The sequence below is a fragment of the Micromonospora sp. NPDC049047 genome (assembly GCF_040649135.1).
In the GTDB taxonomy this organism is placed as follows: domain Bacteria; phylum Actinomycetota; class Actinomycetes; order Mycobacteriales; family Micromonosporaceae; genus Micromonospora.
Genome location: NZ_JBEZEY010000008.1, coordinates 285,017 through 299,699, shown reverse-complemented (window position 1 = coordinate 299,699; position 14,683 = coordinate 285,017). Strand labels below are relative to the sequence as shown.

Annotated in this window: 11 protein-coding genes; 6 read left to right on the top strand and 5 right to left on the bottom strand. The window is 72.5% G+C overall.

Annotated elements, in window-relative coordinates; translation table 11 throughout:
• The first annotated feature begins 21 nt into the window (after positions 1 to 21).
• From AB0B86_RS16055 to AB0B86_RS16045, 3 genes are read left to right on the top strand one after another with little or no spacing between them, the layout of a single operon-like run.
• Positions 22 to 1,641: an MDR family MFS transporter gene (locus tag AB0B86_RS16055; RefSeq protein ID WP_357411733.1), complete on the top strand. Its 1,620-nt coding sequence runs from the start codon at positions 22 to 24 to the stop codon at positions 1,639 to 1,641.
• Between the two features lie 9 nt (positions 1,642 to 1,650).
• On the top strand, positions 1,651 to 2,145 hold the full coding sequence (locus AB0B86_RS16050) for a universal stress protein (protein WP_357411732.1): 495 nt from the start codon (positions 1,651 to 1,653) through the stop codon (positions 2,143 to 2,145).
• Between the two features lie 44 nt (positions 2,146 to 2,189).
• Positions 2,190 to 2,711: a DinB family protein gene (locus AB0B86_RS16045; protein WP_357411731.1), complete on the top strand. Its 522-nt coding sequence runs from the start codon at positions 2,190 to 2,192 to the stop codon at positions 2,709 to 2,711.
• 11 nt (positions 2,712 to 2,722) lie between these two features.
• Here the strand turns inward: AB0B86_RS16045 and AB0B86_RS16040 are convergent, their stop codons facing one another.
• Positions 2,723 to 3,697 carry a helix-turn-helix domain-containing protein gene (locus AB0B86_RS16040; RefSeq protein WP_357411730.1) on the bottom strand — a complete coding sequence of 325 codons (975 nt, stop codon included), beginning with the start codon at positions 3,695 to 3,697 and terminating at the stop codon, positions 2,723 to 2,725.
• Positions 3,698 to 3,774: 77 nt separating this feature from the next.
• Here AB0B86_RS16040 and AB0B86_RS16035 point away from each other — a divergent pair, with 77 nt between their 5' ends.
• Complete coding sequence (locus tag AB0B86_RS16035) at positions 3,775 to 4,725, top strand: superoxide dismutase (protein WP_357411729.1); 951 nt, start codon at positions 3,775 to 3,777, stop codon at positions 4,723 to 4,725.
• A gap of 53 nt (positions 4,726 to 4,778) precedes the next feature.
• Here AB0B86_RS16035 and AB0B86_RS16030 read toward each other — a convergent pair whose 3' ends face one another.
• From AB0B86_RS16030 to AB0B86_RS16020, 3 genes are all read right to left on the bottom strand, one after another.
• Positions 4,779 to 5,399: an HAD-IA family hydrolase gene (locus AB0B86_RS16030; RefSeq protein WP_357418377.1), complete on the bottom strand. Its 621-nt coding sequence runs from the start codon at positions 5,397 to 5,399 to the stop codon at positions 4,779 to 4,781.
• A complete protein-coding gene (gene smc / locus AB0B86_RS16025; protein ID WP_357418375.1) occupies positions 5,399 to 9,013 on the bottom strand; it encodes a chromosome segregation protein SMC in 3,615 nt (1,204 codons plus the stop codon). The genes AB0B86_RS16030 and smc overlap by 1 nt, the downstream gene beginning before the upstream one ends.
• Positions 9,014 to 9,371: 358 nt before the next feature.
• Positions 9,372 to 9,566, bottom strand: a complete 195-nt coding sequence (locus tag AB0B86_RS16020) for a hypothetical protein (RefSeq protein WP_030487463.1) — start codon at positions 9,564 to 9,566, stop codon at positions 9,372 to 9,374.
• Between the two features lie 393 nt (positions 9,567 to 9,959).
• Between AB0B86_RS16020 and AB0B86_RS16015 the strand changes: the two genes are divergently transcribed.
• Both AB0B86_RS16015 and AB0B86_RS16010 read left to right on the top strand, forming a co-directional pair.
• Entirely contained in the window at positions 9,960 to 11,144 is a 1,185-nt protein-coding gene (locus tag AB0B86_RS16015; RefSeq protein WP_357418408.1) for a CAP domain-containing protein, read from the top strand.
• Positions 11,145 to 11,261: 117 nt separating this feature from the next.
• The gene (locus AB0B86_RS16010; RefSeq protein ID WP_357418371.1) at positions 11,262 to 12,104 is read left to right on the top strand and encodes an endo alpha-1,4 polygalactosaminidase; all 843 of its coding nucleotides are present in this window, start codon (positions 11,262 to 11,264) and stop codon (positions 12,102 to 12,104) included.
• Between the two features lie 229 nt (positions 12,105 to 12,333).
• Here the strand turns inward: AB0B86_RS16010 and AB0B86_RS16005 are convergent, their stop codons facing one another.
• Positions 12,334 to 14,553: an MMPL family transporter gene (locus tag AB0B86_RS16005; protein ID WP_357411725.1), complete on the bottom strand. Its 2,220-nt coding sequence runs from the start codon at positions 14,551 to 14,553 to the stop codon at positions 12,334 to 12,336.
• Positions 14,554 to 14,683 lie beyond the last annotated feature (130 nt).

Here is a 14,683-nt window from a genome sequence, read left to right as displayed (position 1 = left end):
TCCGCTCGGAGGCAACACACGATGAGCCAGGCCACAGCCCCCACTCGGGCGGCCGCCGTCGACATGACCCACCGGCAGATTCTGGAGGCCCTCTCCGGCCTGCTGCTGGGCCTGTTCGTCGCGATCCTCTCCTCCACGGTCATCTCGAACGCGCTACCGCGGATCATCACCGAACTGCACGGCGGCCAGTCCGCGTACACCTGGGTTGTCACCTCGGCCCTGCTCGCGACCACCGCGACCACCCCGATCTGGGGCAAGCTCGCCGACCTGACCAGCAAGAAGACTCTCGTACAACTAGCCCTCGGCATCTACGTGCTGGGCTCGGTGCTGGCCGGCCTCGCGCAGGGCACCGGAGAGCTGATCGCCTGCCGGGTGTTGCAGGGCATCGGCGCCGGCGGTCTCACCGCGCTGGCCCAGGTGATCATGGCCACGATGATCACGCCGCGCGAGCGGGGCCGCTACAGCGGCTACCTCGGCGCCGTGATGGCCGTCGGCACCATCGGTGGCCCGCTGATCGGCGGCGTGATCGTCGACACCTCGTGGCTCGGCTGGCGCTGGTGCTTCTACGTCGGCGTGCCGTTCGCCATCGTCGCCCTGATCGTGCTCCAGAAGACCCTGCACCTGCCGGTGGTCAAGCGGAAGGCGCAGATCGACTGGTGGGGCGCCACCCTGATCACCGCTGCCGTGTCGCTGCTGCTGATCTGGGTCTCGCTCGCCGGTGACCAGTTCGCCTGGGCGTCCTGGCAGACCGCCGCCATGGTTCTCGGCGCCCTGGTGCTCGGTGCGCTGGCGATCCGGGTCGAGACCCGGGCCGCCGAGCCGATGATCCCGCCGCGGCTGTTCCGCAACCGCACCATCACCCTCGCCGTCGTGGCCAGCATCGCGGTCGGTGTCGGCATGTTCGGCGCGTCGATCTTCCTCGGCCAGTACTTCCAGATCAGCCGCGGGCAGAGCCCGACCATGTCCGGCCTGATGACCCTGCCGATGATCCTCGGCCTGCTTGTCGCCTCCACCGTCATCGGGCGGGTCATCACCAAGACCGGCCGCTGGAAGCGGTACCTGGTGATCGGGTCGGCGCTGCTCACCATCGGCTTCGCGCTGATGGGCACGCTCCGCGCGGACACCAGCTTCGCCCTGCTCAGCGTCTACATGCTGGTGATCGGTGTCGGCCTGGGCATGACCATGCAGAACCTGGTCCTCGCCGTGCAGAACACCGTCGGACCGCACGAGCTCGGCGCGGCCAGCTCGGTGGTGGCGTTCTTCCGCAGCCTGGGCGGCGCGATCGGCGTCTCCGCCCTCGGCGCGGTGCTCGCCCACAAGGTCAAGGACTACACCGCCGACGGGCTGGCCCAGCTCGGCATCCCCGCCTCCAGCTCCGGCAGCGGCGGCACCCTGCCCGACGTGCACACCCTGCCCGGCCCACTGCGCGCCGTTGTGGAGAGCGCGTACGGCCACGGCGCCGGCGACATCTTCCTGGCCGCCGCCCCCTTCGCACTCGTCGCGCTGATCGCGGTGGCCTTCATCAAGGAGGTGCCGCTGCGCCAGCACAACGGCAACCCGGTTTCCGACGAGGTCGAGCGGGAATCGACAGTCGCAGCCGGCGCGGGCACGGCAGTGGTCCCTACCGGTGAGCAGAGGTGAGGTAGCCCGATGAGCGTGGGAGCACCGGACCGCGAGGAGTACGGCCCCCGGACCCGCCCGCTGCCCTTCGAGCGGGGCACTGACGGACCCCGGGTGGTCCTGGTGGGCGTGGACGGCACCCGCACCTCCGAGCGGGCCGGTGCCTACGCCGCCGGCCTGGCCCGCCGGCAGGGCGCCGCCCTGGTGGTGGTCTTCGTCAGCTCGGCCGGCGGGCTGACCGCGCTGGTGCCCGGAATGGACGCCGGCGCGATCCAGCGCACCCACGACGAGGTGGCCAACGAACTGCGCCGGGAGTGCCGGCGGGCGGCCGAACAGTTGGGCATCCCGGTGACCTTCCTGTTCCGGCGCGGCGACGCGTGCGGCGAGTTGTCCTCGGCGGCCGACGAGTTCCAGGCCGACATGGTCGTGGTGGGCACCTCTGAGCAGGCCGGTCACCGGCTGGTCGGCTCGGTCGCCACCCGCCTGGTGCGCGCCGGCCGCTGGCCGGTCGTCGTGGTGCCCTGATAACCCGTCGCGGGATGTCCGGTGTGCCGGGCAGGATGCGCGGCATGACGTGGACCGCACCCAAGATCACCCGGACTCCCGAACCGTACGTCGGCGACGAGCGCACCATGCTCGACGGCTGGCTCGACTACCACCGGCAGACCCTGCTGCTCAAGTGTTCCGGGCTGACCGAGGAGCAACTGCGGACGCCGAGCGTGCAGCCCTCCGGGCTGACCCTGCTCGGCCTGGTCCGCCACCTGGCCGAGGTGGAGGCCTGGTGGTTCCGGGAGAACTTCGCCGGCCAGCAGGTCGACTACCCGTACTTCACACCGGAGACGCCGGACGCCGACCACGACGTCAGCGACGCCGACGCCGAGGCCGACTTCGCGATCTTCCACCGCGAGGTGGCGCTGGCCCGCGAGGCCGCCGCCGGGCACTCGCTCGACGAGACGTTCACCGAGGTCGGCAGGAAGAAGCGCCTCTTCAACCTGCGCTGGGTGTACGTGCACATGATCGAGGAGTACGCCCGACACAACGGCCACGCCGACCTGATCCGGGAACGCATCGACGGCGTCACCGGCGCGTGATCGGGCACCCCTCAGTCCGGTCGTCCAGCCGACAGCAGGTGCTCGCCCAGCGGGGTCAGCGTGTGCACCACTGACGAACCGGCCCGGTGGGTGGCGATCAGCCCGGCCCGGCGCAGGGTGCTGGTGTGCTCGCTGGCGGAGGCGATCGAGATGCCCACCGCCCGGGCCACCTGTGACGTGCTGAGGCCGTCGGCGACCATCCCCAGCACCGCGGCCCGGCTCCGGCCGAGCAGGTGGGCGAGGGGTTCGCCGGTGGCCGGTTCCCGCCGGGCCGGCCGGATCGGGTAGGTCAGCACCAGCGGGCCGGCCGGGTCGTCGAGCACCGCGGGCTGTGGCACGAAGTACGAGGGCACCAGCGTGACCCCCCTGCCGTCCGGCGACAGAGCGACGTCGCCGCCGAAGGCGCACCGGTACGACAGCTCGTACGTGTCAGCCGTCGGCGTGAAGTGCAGATAAGGGCTGAGCCCCCGGAGTACGCGATCGAGCCCGGCGTCCACGATGGCTCGACCGCGCACCGCCCGGTCGGCGCGCACCGCCGCGACGATCGTCTCCCAGTACGCGCCCACCGCCACGGCATGGAACGCCTGCATCGCCTCGAGCAGCCGGCGTACCGCTGCCGGTTTCCCGTCGGCGAGCGGACCGGCCCGGGGTGGTAGCTCGCCGGCCTCGATCCGGGGTCGTAGCTGCTCGGTGAGGGTCGCCGCCGGGGTGGCCGCGACCTCGACCAGCGCCGGGCCCAGCTCCCTGCCGAAGCTGGGCGGGGTGAGGAAGTCCGGGAACCACCGCTCGTGGCGGCACAGGTCCAGGTAGGGCCACATGACCGGACGCAGCGCGGCCCGGGTACGGGCCCGCCAGACGACCAGATGGTCCGGCACGGTGCTCTGGAACACCCGTTGCCCGGCCGCGCCCAGCTCCAACAGCACCGACGGCTCGGAGCGCAACACGGTGCGGCTGAGGTCCGCCGCGCTCAGGTGCAGAGTCACCACGGCATCGACGCTAGCCACCTTTCGGGCAGGCGCGAAAGGGGCTGGATACGGCCCGGCGGTGCGGTGACCCTCGGGACATGAGGAAGCTGCTGGTATCGGCCACCGCCGGCCTGACCGCGCTGACCGGCGTCGTACCCGCGCCGGCTCTCGCGGTCGGCCCGCGCCCCGACACGTACGTGATCGCCCGGACACCAGGGGTGCTGCCCGAGGGGATCGCGGTGACCCGGGACGGCACCCTCTACGTCACCAGTTTCGGCACCGGCGCCGTCTACCGTGGTCACGTCCGCGACCGGGAGCTGCGACAGTTCCTGCCACCGGGGGCGGACGGACGCACCCGGGCCGCCGGGTTGCAGGTCGACCGGCGGGGCCGGATCTTCGTCGCCGGCTGGGACACCGGCACGCTCTTCGTGTACGCCCCGGACGGCGAACTGCTGGCCCGTCGGACCGGGCCGGGCGCCGCCCTTAACGACCTGGCGTTGACCGCCGACGCGGTCTACGTCACCGACTCGGCCACCGGCGCGCTGTGGCGGGCGGCGCTGGACGGCCCGAACGTCGGCGACCTCGTACCGTGGCTCACCGCCGCTGACTTCCCGGTCGCGCCGGGCTTCCTCAACGGCATCGTCGTCACCGACGGCGGGCGGATCGCGCTCGTGGCCGACCAGGGCAACGGTCAGCCCGGCACGGAGCGCCTGTGGCGGGTCGACCTGGTCCGGCGGACGGCCACGACCGTCGAGGTGGTCGACGGCCAACTGGGCGCGGACGGGCTGCTGTTGGAGGGCGACCGACTCTACGGGGTGGTGAACTTCCCCGACGGCGCCGGCGGCTGGGACTTCGCGGTGAATCTGGCGATGCTGGACGCCGACCGGCGAACCGCCCGGGTGGTACGGCAGTCCCGTCCGGCCGGCGTGGCGCAGTCACCGACCACGATCGTCCGGGACGCCGGCCGGCTGCTCTGGGTGAACAGCCAGCTCAACGCGCCCGCCCCGGCACCACCCTTCACTGTCACCCAGGTCCCCGGGCTGCGCTGACCCGACCCGACGCGCGAGCGTCGGCTGACCGGGCCACCGCGATGTCGCCCGGCTCAGTACGCCAGGGCGGCGCGCAGGTAGCGGAGGTCGGCGTGACCGCCCCAGCGGTGCGCCGACAGCCCGGCGGCCCGGGCACCCCGCACGGCCCAGTCCTCGTCGTCGACGAAGAGCACCCGGGCCGGTGGGGTGGCCAGCGCCTGGCAGGCCGCCTGGAAGTACTCCGGGGCCGGCTTGTGCACACCGACGACCGACGAGTTGACCACCACGTCCAACTCGCCGACCAGGTCGAGGGCGGCCAGGTCGGCATCGAGCAGGTCGGTGGCGTTGGTGCCCAGCCCGACCCGGACGCCGGCGGCCCGTACCTCGCGGACGAACGCCAGCACCTCCGGATCCACCTCGCCCCGGTACCGCTGCCACTGCTCGACGGCGGCGCGGGCCCGCTCCCGGCTGCCCACGGAGTCGGTGAGCGCGTCCGCCACGCTCGCCATCCAGTCGGCGTGGCTGATCTGGCCGGTCAACACCGGTTGGAGCTGACCCCACTGCATGGCGATCTCGCCGAGCACCCCCTCGGAGAGGCCGTACTCCCGCTCGACCCCGGCGGCCACCGCCGGATCCCACCGACGCAGTACGCCGTCGAAGTCCAGCAGGAGCGCCGTCGCGCGTTCCCGAGCCACTACCCGTTCTCCTCGCCGCGGCCGTGCCGCCTGTCGTCCTCGTCGGTCCGGTTGAGCCGTTGGCTGATCACCTGGGTGACACCGCTGCGCATGGTGACGCCGTAGAGGGCGTCCGCGATCTCCATCGTCCGCTTCTGGTGCGTGATGACGATCAGCTGGCTCTTCTCCCGCAACTGTGCCATCAACGTGATCAACCGGCCCAGGTTGACGTCGTCGAGGGCCGCCTCCACCTCGTCCATGATGTAGAACGGGCTGGGCCGGGCGCGGAAGATCGCCACCAGCATGGCCACCGCGGTCAGTGACCGCTCGCCACCGGAGAGCAGGGAGAGCCGCTTGATCTTCTTGCCGGGCGGGCGGGCCTCCACCTCGACGCCGGTGGTGAGCAGGTCGTCCGGCTCGGTGAGGATCAGCCGGCCCTCGCCACCAGGGAAGAGCACGTTGAACACCTGCTCGAACTCCCGGGCGGTGTCCTCGAAGGCGCTGGCGAAGACCTCAAGGATCCGCTCGTCCACGTCCTTGACCACTGTGAGCAGGTCCCGACGGGTGGCCTTGAGGTCCTCCAACTGCTCGGAGAGGAACTTGTACCGTTCCTCCAGCGCGGCGAACTCCTCGAGCGCGAGCGGATTGACCTTGCCGAGCAGGGTCAGCTCCCGTTCCGCCTTGGAGGCCCGCTTCTCCTGCACCGGCCGCTCGTACCGGACCGGCTCGGGCACCGGCAGACCGTCGCGTTCGGCCGTGGCGATGTCGACAGGGGTCGGTGGGACGGGTTGGGTCGGCCCGTACTCGGCGACGAGCGTCTCCACGTCCAGCCCGAAGTCCTCGGCCGCCTTCGCCTCCAACTGCTCGATGCGCAGCCGCTGCTCGGCGCGGGCCACCTCGTCACGGTGCACCTGGCTGGTCAACCGCTCCAGCTCCGCGCCGAGCCGCTTGGCCGCGCCGCGTACCTCCTGGAGCTCGGCCTCGCGGGCGGCGCGTTCCCGGGCGACCGCGTCGCGGCGCTCCTCGGCCGTCGCGATCGAGGTGGTGAGCCGGGTGAGGACCTCCCGGGCGCCGCCGGCGACGGCGCGGGCGATGCCCGCACCCCGGGTGCGCGCGGCCCGCCGGGCCGCTGCGCGTTCCCGGGCGGCCCGCTCCGCGGTGGCCTGCCGGGTCAGCGAGTCGGCCCGGCCGGCGATCGAGGAGACCCGCTCCTCGGCGGTACGCACCGCGAGCCGGACCTCCATCTCGTTCTGCCGGGCCTGCGGCACCATTGCCGCGAGCTGGTCCCGATCCTCGGTGGACGGCTCGGCGTCGACCGGGGTCTCCTCGGCCAGCCGCAGCCGTTCCTCCAGCTCGTCGAGGGTGGCGAGGTCCCGTTGCCGGGCCGCCTCGGCACGGGACCGGGACTCGCCGAGGCGGTCGGTCTCCGCCTTCGCCGAGCGGGCCGCCGCGCCCAACTCGGCCAGCCGGCGGGCGGCGGCGTTGCGGTGGCTCTCCGCCTCGCGCTTCTCGGCGGCGGCATGCTGCACGGCCTCCTTGGCGGCGGCCACCTCGGCGCGCGCCTCGACGAGCTGGTCGCGCAGCTCCGCGCCGGAGCGTTCGGCGGTCAGTCGGTTGGCGCGGGCCTCCTCGACGGCCGCCTGCACCTCGATGTAGCTGGGGGCCTTGGCCGACCCGCCGGCCGCCGCGTACGCCCCGACCACGTCACCGTCGGGGGTGACCGCCCGCAGCTCGGGGTTGCTGGCGACCAGCTCGGCGGCTGCGGCGAGGTCGTCGACGAGCGCCACGTCGCGCAGTGCGCGGTGCACGGCCGGACGCAGCTCGGCGCTGCACTCGACCAGGTCCGGAGCCCACCGGGCGTCGTCGGGCAGCTTCGGGCGTAGCGCGTCGGCGGAGCCGGTCATGCCCGGGCCCGCCGGGCTGCCGACCAGCAGACCGGCCCGGCCGGCGTCGGAGATCTTCAACAGCCGCATCGCCTCGACGGCCTCGTCCACCCCGCTGACGGCCACCGCGTCGGCCAGGCCACCGAGCGCGGCGGCCAGCGCGGCCTCGTGACCCGGCGCGACGGTGAGCAGCCCGGCGAGGCTGCCGAGCAGGCCCGGTACGTCCCCCGCGCGGGCGAGCAGCGCTCCCGCGCCGTCCTTGCGCCGCAGGCCGAGGGCGAGCGCCTCCTCCCGGGCCTTCCAGGTGGCGGCGTCCTTCTCCGCCGTCCGCTCGGCGTCGGCGAGCGACCGCACGGTGGCCTGGGCCCGCTCCTGCGCGGCGACCGCTTCGGCGTGCCGGGCGTCCAGGTCCGCGTTGTCCCGGTCGGCCTCGGTGGACTGGGCGGCCACCGCGTCCAGGTCGGCCTGCGCCTGCTCGGCGCGGCCCAACGCGTCGGCGTGCGCGACGGCGAGTCGTTCGATCTCCTCGCCGGCACTTGTGGTGCGGGCTCGGGCCGAGTTGACCTGACCGGTGAGCCGGGCCATCCCCTCGCGCCGGTCGGCGATGGCCTTGGCCGCCGCGACCAGCTCCCGCTCGGCGGCGGCGAGCTGCCGTTCCAGTTCCTGACGGTGCTCGACCGCCTCGGCCAGCCGGATCTGGTCGTCGGTGAGCGCCGCGCGCAGCTCCTCCTCCTGCTCGCGGACCCGTTCCGCCTCGGCCTCCAGCTGGTCCGGGTCGCGGCCGGGCCGTTCGTCGTCGCCACTGGCGCTGAGGTGCCGCAACCGTTCCCGGGCCAACTGCTCGATCGAGCGGAAGCGTTCCTGGAGGGCGGAGAGCTTGTACCAGGTGTCCTGGGCGGCGGCGAGCAGCGGCGCGTCCTCCGCGAGGGCCGCCTCCAGCTCGCCGAGGCGGCCCTGCACCTCGACGTGCTCGCCCTCGATCTGCTCGCGCCGCTCGCGCAGCGCTGTCTCGTCGGCGATCTCCCGATCGAGCGTGGTGCGCAGGGTGGCCAGGTCGTCGGCGAGCAGGCGCAGCCGGGCGTCGCGCAGGTTGGCCTGGATGGCTGCGGCACGGCGGGCCACCTCGGCCTGCCGGCCCAGCGGCTTGAGCTGGCGGCGCAGCTCAGTAGTCAGGTCGGTCAAGCGGTTGAGATTCACTTGCATCGCGTCGAGCTTGCGCAGCGCCTTTTCCTTGCGCTTGCGGTGCTTGAGGACGCCGGCCGCCTCCTCGATGAACGAGCGGCGGTCCTCCGGCTTGGCGTGCAGCATGCCGTCGAGGCGGCCCTGCCCGACGATGATGTGCATCTCCCGGCCGATGCCGGAGTCGGACAGCAACTCCTGGATGTCGAGCAGCCGGCAGGTGTTGCCGTTGATCTCGTACTCGCTCTCGCCGGAGCGGAACATCCGGCGGGTGATGGAGACCTCGGTGTACTCGATCGGCAGCGCGCCGTCGGTGTTGTCGATGGTGAGGGTGACCTCGGCACGGCCCAGCGGCGCGCGGCCGGCGGTGCCGGCGAAGATGACGTCCTCCATCTTGCCGCCGCGCAGCGCCTTGGCGCCCTGCTCGCCGAGCACCCAGGCGATGGCGTCGACGACGTTCGACTTGCCGGAGCCGTTCGGGCCCACCACGCAGGTGATCCCGGGCTCCAGCTTCAACGTCGTGGCGGAGGCGAAGGATTTGAAGCCCTTCACCGTCAGGCTCTTGAGATACACCTTCTCGATCCTCGTCCGGTGGCCGCCGTACCGTCGCCGGCTGTGGGGACCTGGGTGAACTCGCAGACTAACCCGGTGGTGGAAGCGGGCGGGCACGCGACCCGCCCCGGGCCGCGTGGAGCGCGGGCGCGAGGCGGGAGCGCGCTGTTGTTCCGGCGGTCACGAGAGGGACCCGGGCCGTTCATGATCGGCTTATCGCAAGGGCGAGCTAATCGGATACCCGAGGACGAGCTAAGGGCGGGGCCACCGCAAGATCGCAAATAGTCGGCACCGAAAGGGGCCGGACAGTGTTGCGCGCCGGCACAGAGGTGTCGGCGCGCATTTTGCGAGAGTGCGATTCAGTTTTGCGACACGGAGATCAGGTCAGTGCCGGCTCGGCCAGACGGAGCAGATCGTCTGCCTCCGCGGCGGCCGCCGCAAGCCGATCATTGTCGGCACGCAACCGGGTGATCTCGAACTCCAGTGCCTGAACCCTGGAACGCAGTCGGGTGACCTCGTCGAGCAGACGCCGGTCGGGCGCTGCACCTACGTGGCCGTAGAGGGCCTTCGCCATGCTGACTCCTTGATATGCGCTGCCGGAAAGGCCGGCCAACGCGCGCCCATTTATACGCGGCTGTCATTCCAGGCTGTATCTGGGCATGACCGGGCGCGACTGGCGACACCTATATATTGAGCCGCAAACCCCTCCTTCGTCAAGTTCTCGCAGGCCGTAGATCATCTCCACGTCGACCTGTCCACTTGTCGGGGGGCTGCCGCAATGGCACGGACACTCTCTGTCCGGACTCCTTTACTGTACGCCCGGATCCGAGGAATTCCCCACGCTCGCGTCCGACTTCCCCTTAACTCTTCCTTAGCCACGTTGCCGCAGCTCGCGGGCACGCCGTAGCGTCACCCCGGCCCGCAACCGACCCGTGGAGGCATAGGCGTGTACGGCTGGACCGACCCGATGGACCCGAACGGCGCCGCCCGGCGCGCCGAGCGGCCGACCGACGAGCCGACCTGGCTGCACGACCGTCCGGAGCCCCGCTCGGCCTACCTGTTCGGTGACGACCCGAACCAGGCCGACGACGAGTGGCACCGGGAGCAGCCTCCGACCGGCTGGCAGTCGGACCCGGAAATCCCCGGCGAGCCGGCCGACGCGCAGACCGCCGCCTGGCCGGGCCAGCACCCGGAGCACCAGCCGACCGAGAGCTGGCACGACGGCCGCCCGGCCGGGGCGACCACCGACCGCTGGCAGCCCGACCCCGACCCCCAGGCGACAGGTGGTTGGCGGTCCGAGCCCGACCCGGAGACGACAGATGGTTGGCGGCCCGAGCCCGACCCGGAGACGACAGGTGACTGGCCCGCTGGTGCCGGCCGGCCCGGCGAGGGGAGACACCGCTCCCGCCGCCGCTGGCGACGGCCGGTGATGATCGGTGGGGCCGCCGCGGCGGCCACCCTCGTGGTGAGTCTCGGCGTCGGCGCGCTCGGGCTACCCGGCGGTGACGACGGAGGCAGCCAGCCGACGGCCGTCGACGACACCTTCGCCGCGTCGGAGGCACCGACCGAGGAGCCGACCCTCGACACCCTCGCCGCGCCGTCCCCGACCAGCACGCCCAGCCCGGCCCGGCCGAGCCCGACCCCGAGCAGGACCGTCAAGCCCACCCCGGAGGCGTCGCGTACCACCGCCGCGTCACGGCGCGGCACGCCGCGCAGCAGCGCGCCGACCACGAGCACGAGCAACGGCTCCAGCGGTTCCACAGGCACCGTCAGCGCCCAGACCCGTGAGGTGGTGGACCTGGTGAACGCCGAGCGGGCCAAGGCCGGCTGCGCGGCGCTGAGCATCGACGACAAGCTGATGACCGCCGCCCAGAAGCACAGCCAGGACCAGGCCGACCACAAGAACATGTCGCACACCGGCAGTGACGGCAGCAACGCCGGCGACCGGCTGGACCGGGTCGGCTACACCTGGCGCACCTACGGCGAGAACGTGGCCTGGAACCAGCAGACCCCGGCTGCGGTGATGGACGCCTGGATGAACAGCTCAGGTCACCGGGCCAACATCCTGAACTGCGCGTTCACCGAGATCGGCGTCGGGATCGCCAACAGCAACGGGCCGTACTGGACGCAGGTCTTCGCGGCGCCGCGCTGACCGCGCGTCGTTCGCACCCCCGCGCTCGTTTGACCCGGTGAGGTACGCCGGGCCGGAGCGTGGGGGCGGCGTACCGGTGAGGGCGGCGACGGGCCGCCCGGGACCCGGGAGCTGCCGATGCGGATCCGGCCGCGGCGACGTGTCGCCGTACGCCCCCTGCGCCGCGTCCTGTCGGCAGGCGTCGTACTCGTCCTGACGGTGCCGGCGTACGGATGCCGCGCCGAGCTGACCCCTCCCGGCGCGCCGACCCGGTGGCCGGCCGCACAGGCGCGCCACTGGCAGTGGCAGTGGCAGCTCAGCGGCCCGCTCGACCCGGCGGTGGAGGTGGATGTCTTCCTGCTCGATCCGGTGGACACCACCGCCGCGCAGACCGCCGAGCTGCGGTCCCGGGATCGCCGGCTGATCTGCCAGGTACACGTCGGCTCGGTCCGCGCCGCCGACCCGGACGCCAGCCGGTTGCCGACCGCCGTGCAGGGCGCCGCCGGCCGCCGACCCGACAGCCGTTGGCTGGACGTCCGCAGCTGGGACGCGCTGGAGCCGGTGCTTGCCGACCGGTTGCGGCTGTGCCGGGGCAAGGGTTTCGGGGCGGTGGCGTTCGCCGACGCCGACGGGTACGCGTCGCGCACCGGCTTTCCCCTCGACTTCGACGACCAACTGTTGTTCAACCGCCGACTCGCCGAGCTGGCCCGCTCGCTGAGCCTCTCCCCCGGGCTGGTCAACGACGTGCCGCAGCTCGCCGCGCTGGCCCCGGACTTCGACTTCGCGGTGAACGAGGAGTGTGTCCGGCTGGGTCAGTGCGCCAAACTGTTGCCGTTCGCCGACGCGGGCAAGCCGGTCTTCCACGTCGAGTACGACGCCTCGACCGACGACTTCTGTGTCACCACTGCCGGCTACGGCTTCGCCTCGATCCGCAAGGACCGCAACCTGGATGCCTGGCGGGAAGCCTGCCCACTGCCCTGAACCGGCGGTGGCCGGGCTGCCGTCGCAGCCCGGCCACACCCCGGCCCGCCCCGCCACACCCCCGCCCCGCCACACCCGCCCCGCCGTCCCCGCCCCGCCCCCGCCGCTTGCGACTCGACTTTCCTGATGTCGCGGTATCGGGCGGGCTGGGATACCGCGACATCAATGAAACCGAGTTGATCAAGCGGCGGGGCGGGGCGGGGACGGCGTGGGCGGTCTCCGAGTGGGGTCAGGGCACCGGCACCAGTTCCGGGGCCGGGGCCGGCGGATCGGCCGGCGCGACCGCGGGGCGCGGGCGCAGGAAACGCGGGGCCCACCAGTTGGCATCGCCGAGCATGGTCATCAACGCTGGCAGCACCACTCCCCTGATGATCGTGGCGTCCAGCAGGATCGCCGCCGCCAGACCGATGCCGAGTTGCTTCATGTCGATAGTGCTCAACGTGGCGAAGATCGAGAACACGCCGACCATCACGATCGCCGCGCTCGTCACCACCCCGGCCGACGAGGTGATCCCGTACGACACGGCGTCGCGGTTCGGCATGCCGGCCCGGATCCCCTCACGGATCCGACTGACCACGAAGACGTGGTAGTCCATCGAGAGGCCGAAGAGCACGACGAAGAGGAACAGCGGCAGCCAGGACACGATCGCGCCCATCGAGGTGAAGCCGAGCAGCCCTTCGGCCCACTCGCCCTGGAAGACCAGCACCAGCAGCCCGTACGCGGCACCGGCGGAGAGCAGGTTCAGCGCGATCGAGCTGGCCGCGACCACCACCGACCGGAACGTGAACACCATGACCAGGAAGGTCAGCACCAGCACGAAGCCCATCACCAGCGGCAGCTTGTCCCGGACGTGGGACGCGTAGTCCTCGCTGTCGGCCACGCTGCCGCCGACCGCGTACTCGATGCCGGGGATGCCCCGCAGCTCGGCCGGGACCAGGTCCGCACGCAACCGCTCCAGCGACTGCACCGAACGGTCGTCACGGCTGGCGTACGGGGTGGCGACGTCGAGCACCGACACCCGCCGGTCGGCCGACACCTCGATCTTCGGGCCGTCCGCCTCGGCCGGGGCGAACAGCGGATCGCCGGCGGCCCGGGTGGCCAGGTCGGTGAGGGCGGCGCGCACCCGGTCGGCCTGCTCGGCCGGGGCCCGGACGGCCACCACGTGGTTGGTGCCGGTGCTCGGGAACGCGGCGGTGAGCCGGTCGTACGCCTGCATGGCGGGGGTGGTGCGGGGCAGGTCCTCCATGCCGGGGAACTTCAGCTTCATGCCGAGCGCCGGCGCGGCCAACGCGAGCAGCAGGCCGACCGAGATGACGAGCGTCACCACCGGAGCGCGCAGCGCCGGCCGGAGCAGCGCCGGCCACAGCCGGGGCGTGCGGGGCTCGCCGTGCCGGCCGGTGCGCGGGGCGGTCAGTCGCCAGAGCAGTGGCACCCGGGGCCGGTCGACCCAGCGGCCGAGCCTGGCCAGCAGGGCGGGCAGCACGGTCAGTGAACCGGTCACGGCGACGGCGACCACCAGGATGGAGCCGATCGCCAGGGAGGAGAAGACCACGTCACCGGCGAGCAGCAGCCCGGCCATCGCGATGATCACGGCGAAGCCGGAAACCACCACGGCGTGTCCGGAGGTTTCCGCGGCGATCTCCACCGCGTCGAGGCCGGCGCGGCCCCTGGCCCGTTCCTCCCGCTCCCGGCGGATGTAGAACAGCGAGTAGTCGACCCCCACCGCCATGCCGATCAGCAGGATCACCGGTGACGTGGTGTCGGTGGCCGGCACCAGGTGCGAGGCGAACGTGGACAGTCCCATCGCGGCGGCGACCGAGGAGAGCGCCAGCAGCACGGGGACGCTGGCCGCGATCAACGCACCGAACGCGATGATCAGGATGGCCAGGGTGACCGGCAGGCTGAGCAACTCGGCGCGTTCGAAGTCCTTGCCCAGGGTGTCGTCGAGCGCCTGACCGATCGACGGACCGCCGACCTGCTCGACCCGCAACTGCGGGTGCGCGGTCTGCACGGCGGCGGTGACGTCGCGCAGCGGCTGCACCCGGTCCGAGGCGGTCTCGGGGTCGCCGGCCATGGTGATCGGCAACAGCAGCGCCGAGCCGTCCCGGGCCGTGACCGGCTGACCCACCTCGGCGACCCCGGTGACGGTACGCAGCCGGGCCGCCGCGTCGTCGGCCGCCGCCTTCGCCGCCGCCGGGTCCAGCGCACCGTCCCGCGCGGTGATGAGCACGTTGTCCACTGCCGGGTCGTCGAAGTCACCGGCGTCCACGATCAGGCTGGCCCGCCCCGCCTCACCGATCGCCTGGTCGGCGCTGGTGGCCTCGTTGAGGCCGGCGGCGTTGCCGCCCACGAAGCACACCGCCACGAAAACGACCCACAGTGCGATCGCCCGCCACGGGTGCTCGGCGCTCCACCGCGCCAGCCGCACCGTCACCGGTCTTGCCCCCATCTCGGGTCCCCCTGTCAAGTCAACCCCCTGCCAACCGTGCTGACGTTAGGTGCGTGACGAGGCGGTCACATCGGGGAACGGCCCTGGCCCGCCCCGGAGCCGGTACACCGAGGACGAACGGCCCACCAAA

Bases quoted from the DNA above. Each gene is read 5' to 3' on its own strand.
- AB0B86_RS16015 (WP_357418408.1), top strand. From the start codon at position 9,960: ATGGACCCGAACGGCGCCGCCCGGCGCGCCGAGCGGCCGACCGACGAG.
- AB0B86_RS16010 (WP_357418371.1), top strand. From the start codon at position 11,262: ATGCGGATCCGGCCGCGGCGACGTGTCGCCGTACGCCCCCTGCGCCGC.
- AB0B86_RS16005 (WP_357411725.1), bottom strand. From the start codon at position 14,553: ATGGGGGCAAGACCGGTGACGGTGCGGCTGGCGCGGTGGAGCGCCGAG.
- AB0B86_RS16050 (WP_357411732.1), top strand. From the start codon at position 1,651: ATGAGCGTGGGAGCACCGGACCGCGAGGAGTACGGCCCCCGGACCCGC.
- AB0B86_RS16055 (WP_357411733.1), top strand. From the start codon at position 22: ATGAGCCAGGCCACAGCCCCCACTCGGGCGGCCGCCGTCGACATGACC.
- AB0B86_RS16045 (WP_357411731.1), top strand. From the start codon at position 2,190: ATGACGTGGACCGCACCCAAGATCACCCGGACTCCCGAACCGTACGTC.
- AB0B86_RS16035 (WP_357411729.1), top strand. From the start codon at position 3,775: ATGAGGAAGCTGCTGGTATCGGCCACCGCCGGCCTGACCGCGCTGACC.
- AB0B86_RS16020 (WP_030487463.1), bottom strand. From the start codon at position 9,566: ATGGCGAAGGCCCTCTACGGCCACGTAGGTGCAGCGCCCGACCGGCGT.